Consider the following 15376-nt stretch of genomic DNA (forward strand, 5'->3'; position numbering starts at 1 on the left):
TTCATTTTCATGTAGGTGTTTTGCTCCGGCGAGGTGTATTTAGGGTAGAAACCCAATATTCCGAACTGTGAAACAGAACGACACGACCGTCCGTTTCGACGAGAAGTTACTTACGGCCTATTTCGCCGGCGCCGCCACCCCTGATGAGGAGCGGATGCTGTGGGAATGGATCTGCGCGAGCGATGAAAACCGCCGCGTTTTCGCCGAGTTGCGTGCCGTCTGGCAGCGGGGCCGCATGCAGCGTCCCGATACGCAACTGCCGGCACGTTTCGTGCGGTCGCTCAACGGCCTCAACCGCCGGATCGATGCCCTCGATGCCGCTCCGGTGCGCAAGGGGCGTCTGATCCCCCTACGGCGTTTTGCCGCTGCGGCAGCTGTTGCGGCGATCCTCGTCGCGTCTTTCATGACCTACCGGATCGTGACCGCACCATTCGTCCATAGTTTCCACAATGCCGATACCGTGGCCATGCACGTGGCCATGCCCGATGGCACCGACGTTTGGCTGGGGCCCGGGACGTCGCTCTCCTACGACGATACGTTCCGTGTCGACGGCCGTAATGTCGAGCTCGACGGCGAAGCCTATTTCGACGTCACGCATGATGCCCAACACCCCTTCATTGTCACCACGTCCGCATTCCGGGTTCGCGTGCTCGGGACGGTCTTCAATGTCCGCTCCTTCAGCGGCGAGTCGGTCGCCGTGGCCACGCTGGCCGAAGGTTCCGTTGCGTTGCAGCATCCCGGCGGCCGCAACCTGATCTGCCTGCATCCCGGACAGCAGGCGGTCTATGACGCCGATGCCGAGCAGCTCGAGGTCAACGAGGTGCCCGTGGGCGACCTGTTGCTGATCCGTTACGGGGTCATTACCCTCGACAATGCGACCCTGCCCGAGATCATCGGGCGCATCGAACAGGCCTATGGCGTAGAGTTGCGTCCCGATGGGCAGCAAATGCCTGACGACCATTATAACTTCAATTTCCAGAAGGACGCTTCCGTCGAAGATGTCGTAGACCTGTTGCAGTTCGTGTCGGGATGCCGTTTTAAAATTATTCAGCTGAATCGATAATCAACCGTAATCCAACCCAAAATTTGATCCGGCCTATGGAAAAAGAGTCTTTTGCCACCCCGTAATCGGCACCGGAAAGTGCCGATGGCCTTAAAACAAATTTCTTTCTTTACCCTAATCTGAACCATAATGAAAAAATCAATTACTTCACTCCTCAGGGGGTGGTGTGCGGGCGTGCTATGCTCCTGCCTCGCGCTTCCGTCGTTCGCTGCGGCGGATGCCGGTGCCGCTTTCGCCGCACAGCGCCACGACCTGAAGCTGTCGTTCCGCAGTGCCCCTCTGCGCGAGGTCGTCACGGCTTTTACCCGGCAGACGGGCGTGGTCTTTTCCTATGAAACGTCGCTCGGGGAGCGTATGATGACCGATGTGGATGTCGCATTGAACGGCTCGACGCTCGACGAAATGCTTGCCTCTGTCTTCGCAGGCTCGGGCATCTCTTATAAAATCAAGGATAAGGTGGTCGCCCTGTCGGCATCCGCCGCGGCCTCCCCGGCACCTGCTGCCAAACCCACGTTGCAGCGGAAACATACCGTCGTGGGCCGTGTCACCGATGAGGCCGGCGAGCCGCTGGCCGGCGTGAGTGTACTGGTGAAGAACACCGTCGTGGGTACGTCGACCGATGCCGACGGCCGGTATTCGCTCACGTTTACCGGGGACGATGCGGCGCTCGTCTTCATGTACCTGGGCTTCCAGACCGCCGAAGAGCCGGTCGGTACCCGGAGCACACTCGATGTGACCCTGCGTGAAAACAAGCAAATCCTCGAAGAGGTCGTCGTCGTGGGTTACGGCTCCGTCAAGCGCCGCGACCTGATCGGCGCCGTCGACCAGGTGGACAGCAGGCAGTTCGCCGAACGCTCCAACCCGAGCGTTTCGCGTTCGTTGCAGGGTGCCATTCCCAACCTCAACATTTCGATGCGCGACGGCAAGCCTTCGCGTGCCGCGACGATCGACATCCGCGGTACGGGGTCGATCGGCTCGGGCGGCGGTGCGCTGGTGCTGATCGACGGCGTCGAGGGTGACCTTGAGACGGTCAACCCGCAGGACATCGCCAGCGTGTCGGTGCTCAAGGACGCCTCGTCGGCCGCCATCTACGGTGCCCGCGGTGCGTTCGGCGTGATCCTCGTGACGACCAAATCGGCTTCCGAGGGCGAGGTGAACGTCACCTATAACGGCAGTTTCTCGATCCATTCGCGTACCGCGAAGCCCAACCTCGTGACCGACGGCTACGAGTGGACGACGGGCTATATCAATGCCTGGAACGGTTATTACAACGGCTCGAAGGAGCTCAATTCCACGATCAACAACATTGTTCCTTATTCCGACTCGTGGTATCGGGAACTTGCACGCCGCAGCCAGGATCCGTCGCTCGAACGCGTACGCATCAACGACGCCGGCAAATACGAGTATTTCGGCAATACCGACTGGACGAAGGCCTTTTACAAGGATGTCAACTATTCCCACGAACACAACCTCAGCATATCGGGCGGCGGCAAGAATGCCGACTACTATGTCTCGGGGCGCTTCTACGACCAGGACGGCATTTACCGTGTGGGCGACGAGCGTTACAAGCAGTATAACGTGCGGGCCAAGGGCAACGTGCGCATCCGCCCGTGGCTGCGTCTGAACAACAACATGGACTTCGCGGTGGTGGATTACCATCAGCCGATGCTCTATTACAGCAACCAGCTTGTCCCGCGTATGATCGAGCACTCCGGCCAGCCTGTCAGCCTGATAACCAACCCCGACGGAACATGGACTTATGCCGCCGTGCTGAACGGCTATGCCGGTTTCGCCGAGGGGACGAGTTACCAGCAGGAGGACAAATTCACGCTCAAGGACAAGCTGGGTGTAGAGATCGACCTCGTCAAGGACGTGCTCAAGGTCTCCGGAGACCTCTCGTACCTCTATTCACGCAACACGCGCGAGCGGGTGACCAACATGTATACGGGCTATACCGGCCCCGAGTCCACCATCACGGTCAACGAAAGCCAGGGCAGCACGCTCGAAAACGTCCGTTACGACATGAACTACATTTCGAGCAACATCTACGCCGAATATACCCCCAAGCTTGGCGACGACCATTCGCTCAAGTTGCTGGGCGGCTGGAACCTCGAGAAGAAAAAGTACCGTACGCTGACCATCAGGCGCGAAGGGCTTACCGTGCCTTCGAAACCGAGTTTCGGCCTGATGGACGGCGTGACGAGCGACCCTGCGGTCGGGGGTTACGACTGGAGCTATGTCGGTGCTTTCTTCCGCGCGAACTATGGCTACAAGGGCCGGTACCTTGCCGAGTTCAGCTGCCGTTACGACGGGTCGTCGAAGTTCCCCGAGAATTCGAAGTGGGGTTTCTTCCCCTCGGCCTCGGTGGGCTGGCGCCTCTCGGAGGAAAAGTTCATGGCCTGGTCTGACCGCTGGCTGGACAACTTCAAGATCCGTCTTTCCGCCGGTTCCATGGGCAACGGGAATATCGATCCCTACAAATACATCGACTACATGACGCTCAAGTCGTCGACGGTGGTCATCGGCAATACGCTGGGTACTTATACCGTCGCCCCGGGCGCCATCCCCCTTTCGCTGACGTGGGAGACCTCGACGACCTACGATGTCGGTGCCGACCTCGATTTCCTCAAGAACCGCTTGACGATGGGGTTCGACTGGTACCGCCGCAATACGACCGACATGTATACCGTCGGCGTGAGCCTCCCCGCGGTGTATGGAACGGCGGCCCCCAAGGGGAACAACGCCTCGCTGAAGACCAACGGCTGGGAACTCTCGGTGGGGTGGCGCGACAGTTTCAAACTCGCCGGCAAGGAGTTCCGTTACAGCGTCAAGGCCATGGTATGGGACTCGCGTACGTGGGTGACCAAGTATATCAACCCCACGGGTAACCTCGACGATTATTACGAAGGCATGGAGTTGGGCGAAATCTGGGGCTACCGGGTCGAAGGGCTTTTCCGCGACCAGGACGACATCGACTCGCACGCCACGCAGTCGTTCCTGCAATCCTCCGACAAGGTGACGCGCCCGGGACAGGTCAAGTTCGCCGACCTGAACGAAGATGGCAGGATCGACCAGGGTGCCAAGACCCTTTCCGACCACGGCGACCTGACGGTCATCGGCAACACCTCGTCCCGCTACCATTACGGCGTCAACGTCAGTTTCAACTGGAACGGGATCGGCGTTTCTACCTTCTGGCAGGGCGTCGCCAAGAAAAACTGGTATCCGCGCTACGACTCTGGCTATTTCTGGGGACAGTATAACCGTCCGTTCGGTTATATGCTCAAGGCACATACGGGAAGCAACGTATACCGTGAGGAACTCGACAACTGGGATACGGCCTACTGGCCGCGCTATTCGGCCTACCAGACCAACGAGTCATCGGTCAACCGCGTCCTTACCACGCCCAATGACCGTTACATGCAGGATGTTTCCTACATCCGCCTGAAGAACCTCACCGTCGATTACACCTTCCCCGCCCACATCTGCCGCAAGATGCGCATCAAGGGGCTGAAGGTTTACGTCTCGGGCGAGAACCTCTGGACTTCGTCACCGATGTTCAAGTACTGCGACAACTACGACCCCGAGGTCATCAATGCGGGCGATTCCGATTTCCGTACGGCCGAGGGCGACGGTTACAGCTACCCGATGCTGCGCACCGTGACACTGGGCGTCAACCTTACGTTCTAACCCTCAAACCATGCAAACGATGAAAAATATACTCCTGATCCTGCTGGCCGCCGCGGGGCTCTGCTCCTGCGAGAGATTCCTGACCAACGGGGATCCCAATAAGATCGATGCCCCGACCTATTTCCGTAACGAGAGCGACCTGGAGGCCTACGCCAACGGGTTCCTGCAAACCATGATCCCGACCGCCATTTCGGTCGCCACGGGCGACGCCCATGCCGATTACATGGCTTGGCGCGGCGAGTGGCAGTACCTGACCGACAATTTCGACGCCGACGACCAGACCGGTTGGTCGACGGGCAACTGGGAAGACCTGCGTAATATCAACTATTTCCTCGGCAATTTCCGCCGGGCTTCGGCCAGCGAGGCGATCCTGAACCATTACGAGGGCGTCGCACGCTTCTGGAGGGCCTATTTTTACATGAACAAAGTCAAGACCTTCGGCGCCGTGCCCTGGTACGACAAGGAGATCGATTCGGGCGACCATGCGGCGCTTTATAAGCCCCGTGATTCGCGTGAATACGTGATGTCCAAAGTGCTCGAAGACCTCGATTTCGCCTGCCGGAACTGTATTACCAATGCCAAACTGGAAGTCAACTCGGTGCGTATCACCCGCAATGTGGCGCTGGCTTTCAAAGCGCGTTGCTGCCTCTACGAAGGCACTTTCCGCAAATACCACGCGACCGACCCCTCGACGGGGGAGCCCTGGACTTCGGACGAAGCCGAAAAATACCTGCGTGCCTGCGTCGAAGCGTGCGAAACGCTGATGGGCGAGGGGAAGTACTCCCTGGTTTCCGACCCGGCGAACGTCGCTACGCAGTACCGCGGGCTCTTTACCAGCGAGGACGTGGCTACGCAGGAGGTGATCTGGGCGCGTGCCTATGACGCTTCGCTCAATGCCACGCATATCCTCAACACCTATTTCGTGAACATGCAGTACGGCAGCTACTCGCTTACGCGCCAGTTCGTCAATACCTACCTCAACCGCGACGGCAGCCGATTCACCGACAAGCCCGGGTACGAAAAGGTCGCTTTCGCCGACGAATTCACCGACCGCGACTACCGTCTGATGCAGAGTATCCGCCATCCGGGCTATACGCGCAAGAACAACAACGTGAATACGCATTACGCCCCCGACTTCGGCTATTGCGTGACAGGTTACCAGCCGATCAAATGGGTCATCGACGACACGTCGCTCGACAGCAATACTTCGCCCTGTTCCACCTGCATCCCTATCCTGCGCTATGCCGAGGTGCTGCTTAACTATGCCGAGGCGAAGGCCGAGCTGGGCGAGTTCTCGGAAACCGTCTGGAATGCGACCGTCAGGCTCCTGCGCGAACGTGCCGGCGTCGACGGCAAGATGCCGGACTCCTACGATCCCTATATGGCCGGTTATTTCCTCAATACGGTGACCGACATGGCCCTGCTCGAGATCCGCCGTGAACGCGGAATCGAGCTGCTTCTGGAAAACTGCCGCTGGGACGACGACATGCGCTGGGGCATGGGGAAACTGCTCGAACAGCCCTGGTATGGTGTTTATGTGGGGGAGCTGGGCAAGGTCTACGACATGGACGGCGACGGCACGGGCGACGTCTGCTTCGTGCGCGAAAGCCCTTCGGTTTCCGAACCGGGCGTCACCTACCGGGTACTGGGCAACGACTATACGCTTACCGACGGCGACAGCGGTTATATCGAGTGCTACATCCGCATGAACCGCAAGTGGGACGACAAGAAATACGTGCGACCCATTCCCACTACGGCCCTGAACGACAACCCCGCCCTGGGGCAAAACCCGGGCTGGAAGACCAAATAAACGATTGAGAACCTGAAAAACGAAGATTATGAAACGAATATATCAGCTTATGCTGCTGGCTGCAGGATGTGTGCTGCTGGCTGCGGCATGCAGCGACGACGATGACAGCTATCTGGTACGCGAGACCGATTCGATCCGCTTTGCCAGCTGCCTGGCTTCGTCCCGGGAGATCACGCTTCGCTGCGAAGGGAGTTGGCGGACGGTCGTGCCCGAAGATGCACAATGGCTCTCGACCTCGCCGTCGGAAGGCATTGGCAGCGGACAGTTCGAGTGGATCACAGTTTCCGCTACCCATAACCGCTCCGCCGAGCGTACCGCCACCATCTATCTCGAAAACGGGGGCAAGCAATATCCGATCACCGTCACGCAGGCCGACGGGGCCGTTGTCTACGGCACGCCTTACGTCGAGGGCAACCTCATCGAACAGGAACCCTCGAAGGCGCGTCTTTGCTTCACCTATGCCAATGCCTACGGCGACGAGACGATTGCCGTGAGCTGTACGCCGGGTGGCGATTCGCAGGGACTTACGGTCGCCGGAACTTCTGTCTCCCTGGTCAACGGCGGCGCGACCGTCGCCCTCGATATTGCGGGTACGCCCACCACGCCGGGATATGCGGTCTTTACCGTTTCGGTCGACGGTACCGAGATCGGCTCGGCGCGTGCCAAGGTCTACGCCATGAGCGAAATGCCGATCGAAGGACTTCCCGTGAAATGGGAGTTCTGTCCTGTGAAAGGCAGTACCGAGGATGTCAATGCCCTGAAAGCCAGGCAACCCGACTGGGTGACGTCGGCGCACAGCCTCGTTTCGGAGGACGGCAGGGCCTATATCACGGTCGTCGAGGCCGCCGGCAAGACGGCTGCGGCCGTCAACGGCTGGGCTTACAACGACGGGCATGCCTACCTGAAGGGGCTTTATGTCGGCGATTACTGGCTGCAAAAGATTCCCGTGAAATACCTCGTTCCCGGCACGATGCTCAACTGTACGGGCAGCATCGGCGGTTCGGGCTCCTCGGCGGGTTTCTTCCTGATCGAATACTCGGCCGACGGGCAGACCTGGCTTCGGGCCGATGGTGCGAAGACCGGAACCTTCAACAATACCGAGGTGACTTACCACGTCCGCGCTTACGACAGCCCGCTTTTCGAGGGTGAGAATACCGGATATTTCTCGTATGATTTCCCTGTGGACGTCACGATCAATTCGGGTACGCTCTGGGTGCGCTACCGGGTTGCGGCCAACGTGCGTATCACCGCCAATAACACGATCACGACGGGCGGCGGCGGATCCACACGCCTTAAGGGCACCTTCTCGGTGTCGGTCGTCGACGGGGAGTCGAACTAAACCAATGATGGATACCATGAAAAAATACCTCACTTTGCTGTTGCTCGCCGTCGTTTCGGTCGCAACGGGCGCCGGATGCTCTTCGAATGACAAGCCGGTGCAGATCACGTCGCTCAAACTCAATGAAAAAGACCTGGAACTAACCGTCGGGGAAAGTTTCAGGCTGGTCGCCACGACCCGTCCTGCCGATGCCGGGGCGACGATCAGATGGACTTCCTCGGACGAGAGTGTCGCTACGGTCGATCAGGCCGGGCTGGTGACGCTCCGCGCCTTCGGCACGGCGGTTATCACGGCCCGTTACCGCAGCTATTCGGCGCGTTGTACCGTAGCTACGTTGCAGGAGCCGCCGCTCGACCCTTCGGCGGCGCTCGGGGCACCTTTGTCCGACGATATCGTTTATAGTAAGAATGTGGTGCTGTATGCCCCGCGCCGTATCATGCAGGGCTTCGATCTGACCGACGGCGGCGAAATCTACTATTCGCAGATCAGTTCCGACGGGACTTCGGTCATCGTCTGCCGGGCTGCCGGGCCGGGGCAGGATGCCCGGGCCGAATATATGACCCTCAAGTATTTCGGCCACGGCACGCAGATCGTCGCCGAGGAGGCTTCCGACGGCAAGACCTATATCTGGCTCAACAGCAACGCTTCGGTCGACAGCAGCGGTGAATACGGCGACAACTGGTCTGTGTCGCGTGTGGAATTCGTGCCGGGTGCACTCTCCGAAGCCGGCTATGCAGGCGAAACATTCTTCCTCAACAAGGACGGGCAGTACGACCAGCAGGTCGCCATCGACTTCCCGGCCCGCCGGCTGCTGGTCGGTTCGCGCAAGTCCGGGGTGCGTTATTTTTGGATTTTCGACCTCGACGAGGCGCTGGCTCTGCCGCTCAAGACGATGACGGCGACGGTGACGGTCGGTTCGGCCGGCAGCGACCCCGTAACCCGTGAGATTCGGGCCCGAGACCTGAACGACTGCCGTGTTTTGGGCAGTTTCTCGGTGCCGGCCGGGTCGGACAAGGAGAACGACGTTTACTCCTATTCCCACCAGGGGCACGAGGTCGCCGGTAACTACGTTTATTTTTACGAGGGGAACGCCGTCGAAACGGGTGCGGATTCCTTCGCGTCGAAAGCCTATGTCACGGTATTCAATTACAGCGGCAAGATCGTCGTGCCGCGTACCGAGGTGGCGGCCGTCGCCGATGCCGCAGGGCTCGCCGCTGCAGGGCTTACCACGACGGGGTATGCCGAGGGCGAGAGCCTGAAAGTCCGCGACGGGAAACTCTATCTGGGTGTCGCCTGCCGCGACGGCTCTTCGAGCAACCGCCGGGCCAATATCCTGGTCTACGATTGCGTACAGGCCGAATAACGACCCGATACCATGAAATGCCGAAGCCGGGGAGCGTTCCCCGGCTTCGCTGTTCTATGTTGTTAGGCCGCTCGCCCGTTTCGCCCGCACAGCCCGCACAGCCCGGACGGACGGATGCCCGGCGTTTCCCGCCCGTTTCCCATTTCCGGGAGTCCCGGTTCCCCTATATCCCGAGGTGCTCTTCGAGCGTATGGCGCAGGTGGTCGCTGTCGAGGTGCGTATAGATCTCGGTGGTGAGGATGCTTTCATGCCCGAGCATCTCCTGTACCTGCCGGATGCTGGCGCCCCCTTCGAGCAGGTGCGTGGCAAACGAGTGCCGGAACGTATGCGGGCTGATGTGTTTGTCGATGCCGGCGCGTTGGGCGGCCTGCTTCAGGATCGTGAAGACCATCACGCGCGTAAGTTGCCCGCCCCGGTTGTTGAGGAATACGACCTCTTCGCCCGAACGTGCGCTGCGGCGCTCTTCGAGATAGCGCTGTATCTTGTCGCGTGCGACGGTGCTGATCGGCACCAGCCGCTGCTTGTCGCCCTTGCCGATGACACGGATGTAGCCCTCCCCGAAAAAGAGGTCGGAGAGCCGCAGCGAGGTGAGCTCCGAGACGCGTAGCCCGCACGAATAGAGCACTTCGAGCATGGCGCTGTCGCGTATACCCTTGGTCGTACGCATGTCCACGGTGGCGATGATGCGGTCGATCTCTGCGGTGGTGAGGATGTCGGGCAGGTGCCGCCCGAATTTCGGCGTGTCGACGAATTCGGCGGGCGACGCTTCGATCTGGTCGCTTATGAGCAGGAAATTGAAGAAGCTGCGGATGCCGCACAGGCAGCGGGCCTGCGAGGTCTTTTCGCGGCCGCGCTCGAAAAGCCAGCCCATGTAGCGTTCGATCATCGTCCGCTCGACCTTGCGGGGCGCCACGTCGTATTGGCGCAGGATGAAATGGGCGAATTGGCGCAGGTCGCGCATATACGATTCGACGGTATTTTCCGAGAGGCGTTTTTCGAGTTTGATATAAGTCCGGTAACGACGTCCCGTCTCTTCCCACTTTTTCGTGTTTTCTGCCATCCTTTTCCTGCCTTATTTCCGAGATTATCGTTAACTTTGTACGGGCGAAGATACGTAAATTTTACATAATATGAACTATATATCCTTGAATATTGCCTTTTCGGACGCCATGCAGGCCGAGATCCTGACCGCCGAGCTGGCCGACTATCCCTTCGAGAGCTTCGAGGCCGATGCGGGGACGCTCAAGGCCTATATCCCGCAGGAGCAGCTGGCCGACTGCAAGGGCGAGGTCGATGCCTTGCTGGCGCGTTACGGCGTGCAGGGACGTTATATCGCTATCGAAACGCAGAACTGGAACGCCGTCTGGGAGAGCAATTTCCCGCCCGTCGACGTTGAGGGGCGCCTGTTGATCCGTGCGCCTTTCCATGAGCCTGCCCCCGCAGGGGTGATGGAGGTGGTCGTCATGCCCAAGATGTCGTTCGGCACGGGGCACCACGCGACCACCTGGCTCGTGTCGCGTGCCGTACTCGACCTGGGCGTCGCAGGCCGTCGCGGGCTCGATATGGGCAGCGGTACGGGTGTGCTGTCGATCGTCGCCGCCAAATGCGGTGCTGTCCATGTCGATGCGGTCGACATCGACGACTGGGCCGACGCCAACTGCCGCGAGAACATCGCTTCGAACGGCGTCGCCGACCGCATCGAACCGATGCTGGGCGACGTGCGCCGCATCGCCGGACGGCATTACGGCTTTATCCTGGCCAATATCAACCGCAATATCCTCACGGCCGATATGCCGGCCTATGCCGCAGCGCTGGAGCCGGGCGGCGACCTGGTGATGAGCGGCTTCCTGGAACAGGACGTCCCGGCGATTGTCGCCTGTGCCGGGGAACTGGGCCTGCGCCCGGTGGCGACCGCTGCCAGGGACGGGTGGATGATGGTTCACGTGCGCAAAGGGTAGGTGAAGACGTACAAAGGGCGCGGAGTCGTTCTCCATACGCTCAAATACGGCGACTCGTCGATGGTCGTCTATCTGCTGACCGACACCGGGGGGCGCCGCAGCTACATGGTACAGGGCGTCCGCAGCCGCAACGGGCGGGGCTCGAAGCTGGCACTTTTCCAGCCGATGTTCCCGGTCGAGTTCGAAGGGCTCGAATCGTCGCGTCAGCAGATGCACCGTTTCAAGGAGGTGCAGGGCGGCTTCGTACTGCAAAGCCTGCCGTTCGACGTGCGCAAATCGACCATGGCGCTCTTCATGGCAGAGGTTTTGTACCGCCTCGTCAGGGAATACGACGAACCCAACCAGGCGCTTTTCGATTTTGTATGGAACAGCGTCGGGGCGCTCGATTCGATGGACGAGGGGGTGGCCAATTTCCACCTCTGGTTCTTGGCCAACCTGAGCCGTTTCCTGGGTTTTTGCCCGGGCAACGACTACTCGGCCGACGATTGGTTCGATATCCGTGAGGGACTTTATACCAAAACGCGGCCGCAGCACGTTAGTTTTATGACACAGGAATGCACACGTATCCTGCGCGATATGATGGAGTGCGACGTACGTTGCCTGGCCGAAATCGGTCTCAACCGTACGCAGCGCGTCGAGTTCCTCAATGCCGTGCTGGTCTATTTCGGCTACCATCTCGACGCCATCAGCGCGGTGCAGTCGGTGCGGATTCTGCGGGAAGTGTTCTGAGGGAATTGTAATTTTGGAGAGACCAAATAAAAGATAGGAGGGATAGTTATGAAAAGGATGTTTATTCTGGCGGCCGCCCTGCTTGCGGCCCTTGCGATTTCGGCGCAGGAACCCAATAAGTTCGGGCTGAAAAAGCCCGATTCGCCCCGTTCGGGGAAGTATGAGCTTCCCGATTCGCTTCGTAATAAGTTCGAGCTTCCCGACTCGCTGGCGCATTTGTCGCCCTGGAAACCCGATTACCGTGCCGAGGGCCGGATGAAGGTCAAACCCTCGGTTACGATGACTTCGGTGGTGGTGATCCATAAGGAGAACCTGCCCTCACGCGTCACTGTGATCGACAACAATACATTGCGGCTGGGACGGCATTTCACCATCTCGAACGGCCAGGCCTGGAACAACGGTTCCTTCCCCGATGCGTTCCTCGATGCGCGGACGATCTCGGTGCCACTGCCGCGGTAGGGTATTGCTGTCCCGTTCCTGTGGAGTGCCGTTCCCGGCCGGGCATTGTTTTGGCGGGGGCTGTCCCCCGCTGGATCCCGTGACCCGGAAGTTCGCCGGGACGGAATACGGCGCATTACGCGCGTCTATCCGAACAGGAGCGTGAAGGTCACCCGGTTGTCCGTGTTGGCCGTCAGGCGCAGCGAGCCGTTGTGCAGCTGCATGATGCGGCGCGAGACGCTCAGGCCGATGCCCGATCCGTCGGGTTTGGTCGTGAAGAAAGGTGTAAAGATATTTTCGGTTACTTCGGCGGGGATCGCCCCGCCGTTGTTGCTTATTTCGATGACCACGTTTTCCTGCGGGTCTATGCGCGACGTGATTTCGATGCAGGCGTCCCGCCGTGTCCCTACCGCTTCGCGGGCGTTCTTGAGCAGGTTCACCACCACTTGTCCGACCAGCATCTGGTCGGCATAGATCATCGTGTCCGCCGGCTCGACGTCGAGCCGGATGCGGATGCCCTCCGTAGCGATCAGTGTCATGGCGTGCTCCAGCAGTTCCCGCACCTCGAAGGGTGCTTTCTGGGGCGCCGGGATCTTCGTGAACCTGCGGAAATTCTCAACGAAGGCCATCAGCCGCCGGCTCGTGGCCGAGATCGTATCCAGCCCGTGCGCCACATCGGCATTCATCGTCCGGTCGATATGCAGCAGCGTGTCGCTCAGGGAGGTGATCGGCGCGAGCGAGTTCATAATTTCATGCGTCAGGATGCGCGTCAGCTTGCTCCACGATTCGATCTGCATCTCGCTCAGCTCGCTGTTGATGTCGCTCACGACCACCACGCGCAGCCGGCGTTTTTCGAGTACGATCTGCGAACATCCCAGCGACAGGCCCATTTCGCCCGTTTCGGTCACGCACGACACATGGTGCTTTTCGCCCGGGCGGATCGTCGTCAGTACCCGGTATGCTTCGGGAGCGGGCAGTTCCAGTTGCTGGATGTGGGTCAAGCGCGGCAGCCCGAAGATGCGCAGCGCCTCGCCGTTTGCCTGGTAGACGCTCCCCGCGTCGTTGATGGTGATAAGCCCTGTGCGTGCGTACTCCATGATCAGCTGGTAGTAGCGTTCCCGCTCTTCGGCGCGTACCTTGGCGCGCACCAGGATCTCCTTGATACGGTTCAGGGCGGCGTTGAGCATGCCGTTGTCCACTTTCGACGGGTCTTCATGGAAGCGGAACGTGAAGTCGTCGTTGTCGATGGCGTTGAACATGAAGGTTACACGGCGTATCGAATCGCTGTAAAGCCCTATGAGGCGGTATGCCGCGATCCCGATCACCGGGACGAGCAGGATCGCCAGCGGGTACCATGACCCCGTTACCACCCATCCGAGTGCTCCCGAAGCGGCGATGAGCAACGCCGTGTACCCGATTACGGGGCCGTAGGCTATTCCTTCGCGTTTCATAACCCGTAACGTTTGATTTTGTTGTAGAGTGTCTGGCGTGTGATGCCCAGCTGCCGCGCCACCTCGGTCAGGTTGCCTGCGTAACGCGCCATCGCCTGCCCGATCATGCCGCGCTCCATCTCTTCGAGCGTCGAGAATGCCGGGGCCTGCACTGCGGCCGGAGCCGGCCGCAGCAGCAGTGTGGCGGGGGTGATCCGCCTTCCGTCGCTCATGATGACGGCTTTTTCGACGGTATGCTGCAACTCGCGGATGTTACCCGCCCAGGGGTATTCGTCCATTTCGCGCACCGCCGCCTGGTCGAAACCCTCGATCGGTTTGTTGTACTTCGTGGCGTAGCGTTTCAGGAACATTTCCGCCAGCGGCAGGATGTCTTCGCGGCGCTGCCGCAGGGGCGGCAGGTCTATGTGGATCGTGTTGATGCGGTAGAGCAGGTCTTCGCGAAACTCCCCCCCCCGCGCTACCATCCCGAACAGGTCGCGGTTCGTGGCGCAGATGAGACGGATGTCCACCGCTACGGGCGTGTTGCTGCCCACGCGGAAGATACGCCCGCCCTGGATGGCCGTCAGCAGTTTCGATTGCAGGTGGGGCGGCAGGTTGCCGATCTCGTCGAGGAAAAGCGTGCCGTGGTCGGCGACCTCGAATTTCCCGGCGCGGTCGGCCCGGGCGTCGGTGAAGGCTCCCTTGACATGGCCGAACAGTTCGCTCTCGAAGAGCGTTTCGGGTACGGCTCCCATATCTACCGAAACCATCAGTTCGCCGCTGCGCGCCGAGCGGTTGTGTATCTCGCGTGCCAGCATCTCCTTGCCGGTGCCGTTCTCCCCCGTGATCAGGATGTTGGCGTCCGTGGCCGCAACCTTCTCCACGATTTCGCGGATGCGCGCCATGGCGGGGCTTTCGCCCCAGAACATCGGCTGCTCCGAGGCCAGCTCGCGCTTGATCTCCTTGAGCTGCTTCACCTCGCGAGCCGACCGCGCCAGGTTGTAGGCGTTGCGCAGCGAAGCCACCAGCCGGTCGTTGTCCCACGGTTTGACGACGAAGTCCACCGCACCGTCGCGCATTGCCCTCACGGCCAGGTCGATATCGGCGTACGCCGTGAAGAGCACGACTTTGATATCCGGCCTGCGGGCGTGGATCTCGCTCAGCCAGTAGATGCCTTCGTTGCCGGTGTTGATGCCCGCCGTGAAATTCATGTCGAGCAGTATCACGTCGATCTGTTCCTCGCGCAGGGTCGTCGCCAGCCGGTTGGGGGTGGGGAGGGTCAGCACCCGTGCGAAATATTTTTCCAGCAGCAGGCGCAACGCCGCCAGGATGCTGCGGTTGTCGTCCACGATCAGTAACGTTCCCTCTTTTGCCATGGTCATTCCGGATTGTTTTGCGGTAAAATTAGCGTTAAAATCGTGAAATCGTCCCTTCGTGTCCACAAAATTTACAAGGGTGTAAAATTTTTTTACACTTTGTCCGTTGTATGTGTGATATAATATTTTGTAATACAGTTATTTAGTTTCTTTGGCACGGGGTTGGCTCCGAAATGTCCCGAA

11 protein-coding genes are annotated in these 15376 nt (G+C 59.8%); 8 read left to right on the forward strand and 3 right to left on the reverse strand.

Annotated elements, in window-relative coordinates:
• The first annotated feature begins 67 nt into the window (after positions 1-67).
• The 5 genes from NQ559_RS07180 to NQ559_RS07200 all read left to right on the forward strand — a co-directional run bounded on the left by NQ559_RS07180 (position 68) and on the right by NQ559_RS07200 (position 9262).
• Positions 68-1063, forward strand: coding sequence for a FecR family protein (locus NQ559_RS07180; RefSeq protein ID WP_018695480.1), 996 nt, complete (start codon positions 68-70; stop codon positions 1061-1063).
• 129 nt (positions 1064-1192) lie between these two features.
• Positions 1193-4750: a SusC/RagA family TonB-linked outer membrane protein gene (locus tag NQ559_RS07185; RefSeq protein ID WP_026318296.1), complete on the forward strand. Its 3558-nt coding sequence runs from the start codon at positions 1193-1195 to the stop codon at positions 4748-4750.
• A 19-nt stretch (positions 4751-4769) separates the two neighbouring features.
• Complete coding sequence (locus NQ559_RS07190; protein ID WP_018695478.1) at positions 4770-6560, forward strand: RagB/SusD family nutrient uptake outer membrane protein; 1791 nt, start codon at positions 4770-4772, stop codon at positions 6558-6560.
• Between the two features lie 28 nt (positions 6561-6588).
• Positions 6589-7899 carry a BACON domain-containing protein gene (locus NQ559_RS07195; protein ID WP_033395182.1) on the forward strand — a complete coding sequence of 437 codons (1311 nt, stop codon included), beginning with the start codon at positions 6589-6591 and terminating at the stop codon, positions 7897-7899.
• A gap of 16 nt (positions 7900-7915) precedes the next feature.
• Complete coding sequence (locus NQ559_RS07200; RefSeq protein ID WP_026318295.1) at positions 7916-9262, forward strand: Ig-like domain-containing protein; 1347 nt, start codon at positions 7916-7918, stop codon at positions 9260-9262.
• 163 nt (positions 9263-9425) lie between these two features.
• Here the strand turns inward: NQ559_RS07200 and xerD are convergent, their stop codons facing one another.
• On the reverse strand, positions 9426-10322 hold the full coding sequence (xerD, locus tag NQ559_RS07205) for a site-specific tyrosine recombinase XerD (protein ID WP_018695475.1): 897 nt from the start codon (positions 10320-10322) through the stop codon (positions 9426-9428).
• A gap of 70 nt (positions 10323-10392) precedes the next feature.
• Between xerD and prmA the strand changes: the two genes are divergently transcribed.
• Genes prmA through NQ559_RS07220 form a run of 3 tightly spaced genes read left to right on the forward strand, consistent with a single transcriptional unit; the run spans position 10393 to position 12408 of the window.
• Positions 10393-11220 (forward strand): 50S ribosomal protein L11 methyltransferase, encoded by an 828-nt coding sequence (prmA, locus tag NQ559_RS07210; RefSeq protein ID WP_018695474.1) that lies wholly within the window; start codon positions 10393-10395, stop codon positions 11218-11220.
• Positions 11221-11949 carry a DNA repair protein RecO gene (gene recO, locus NQ559_RS07215; RefSeq protein ID WP_018695473.1) on the forward strand — a complete coding sequence of 243 codons (729 nt, stop codon included), beginning with the start codon at positions 11221-11223 and terminating at the stop codon, positions 11947-11949.
• A gap of 48 nt (positions 11950-11997) precedes the next feature.
• Positions 11998-12408: a hypothetical protein gene (locus NQ559_RS07220; protein WP_227412471.1), complete on the forward strand. Its 411-nt coding sequence runs from the start codon at positions 11998-12000 to the stop codon at positions 12406-12408.
• Between the two features lie 125 nt (positions 12409-12533).
• On the opposite strand, the gene NQ559_RS07225 is transcribed toward NQ559_RS07220, so the two are convergent.
• Positions 12534-13838: a sensor histidine kinase gene (locus NQ559_RS07225; RefSeq protein ID WP_018695471.1), complete on the reverse strand. Its 1305-nt coding sequence runs from the start codon at positions 13836-13838 to the stop codon at positions 12534-12536.
• A complete protein-coding gene (locus NQ559_RS07230; protein ID WP_026318294.1) occupies positions 13835-15193 on the reverse strand; it encodes a sigma-54-dependent transcriptional regulator in 1359 nt (452 codons plus the stop codon). The genes NQ559_RS07225 and NQ559_RS07230 overlap by 4 nt, the downstream gene beginning before the upstream one ends.
• Positions 15194-15376: the final 183 nt, after the last annotated feature.

This window comes from Alistipes onderdonkii (genome assembly GCF_025145285.1).
Lineage (GTDB): Bacteria > Bacteroidota > Bacteroidia > Bacteroidales > Rikenellaceae > Alistipes > Alistipes onderdonkii.

Bases quoted from the DNA above. Each gene is read 5' to 3' on its own strand.
- NQ559_RS07200 (WP_026318295.1), top strand. From the start codon at position 7,916: ATGAAAAAATACCTCACTTTGCTGTTGCTCGCCGTCGTTTCGGTCGCA.
- NQ559_RS07190 (WP_018695478.1), top strand. From the start codon at position 4,770: ATGAAAAATATACTCCTGATCCTGCTGGCCGCCGCGGGGCTCTGCTCC.
- NQ559_RS07230 (WP_026318294.1), bottom strand. From the start codon at position 15,193: ATGGCAAAAGAGGGAACGTTACTGATCGTGGACGACAACCGCAGCATC.
- NQ559_RS07185 (WP_026318296.1), top strand. From the start codon at position 1,193: ATGAAAAAATCAATTACTTCACTCCTCAGGGGGTGGTGTGCGGGCGTG.
- NQ559_RS07195 (WP_033395182.1), top strand. From the start codon at position 6,589: ATGAAACGAATATATCAGCTTATGCTGCTGGCTGCAGGATGTGTGCTG.
- NQ559_RS07225 (WP_018695471.1), bottom strand. From the start codon at position 13,838: ATGAAACGCGAAGGAATAGCCTACGGCCCCGTAATCGGGTACACGGCG.
- xerD (WP_018695475.1), bottom strand. From the start codon at position 10,322: ATGGCAGAAAACACGAAAAAGTGGGAAGAGACGGGACGTCGTTACCGG.
- prmA (WP_018695474.1), top strand. From the start codon at position 10,393: ATGAACTATATATCCTTGAATATTGCCTTTTCGGACGCCATGCAGGCC.
- NQ559_RS07220 (WP_227412471.1), top strand. From the start codon at position 11,998: ATGAAAAGGATGTTTATTCTGGCGGCCGCCCTGCTTGCGGCCCTTGCG.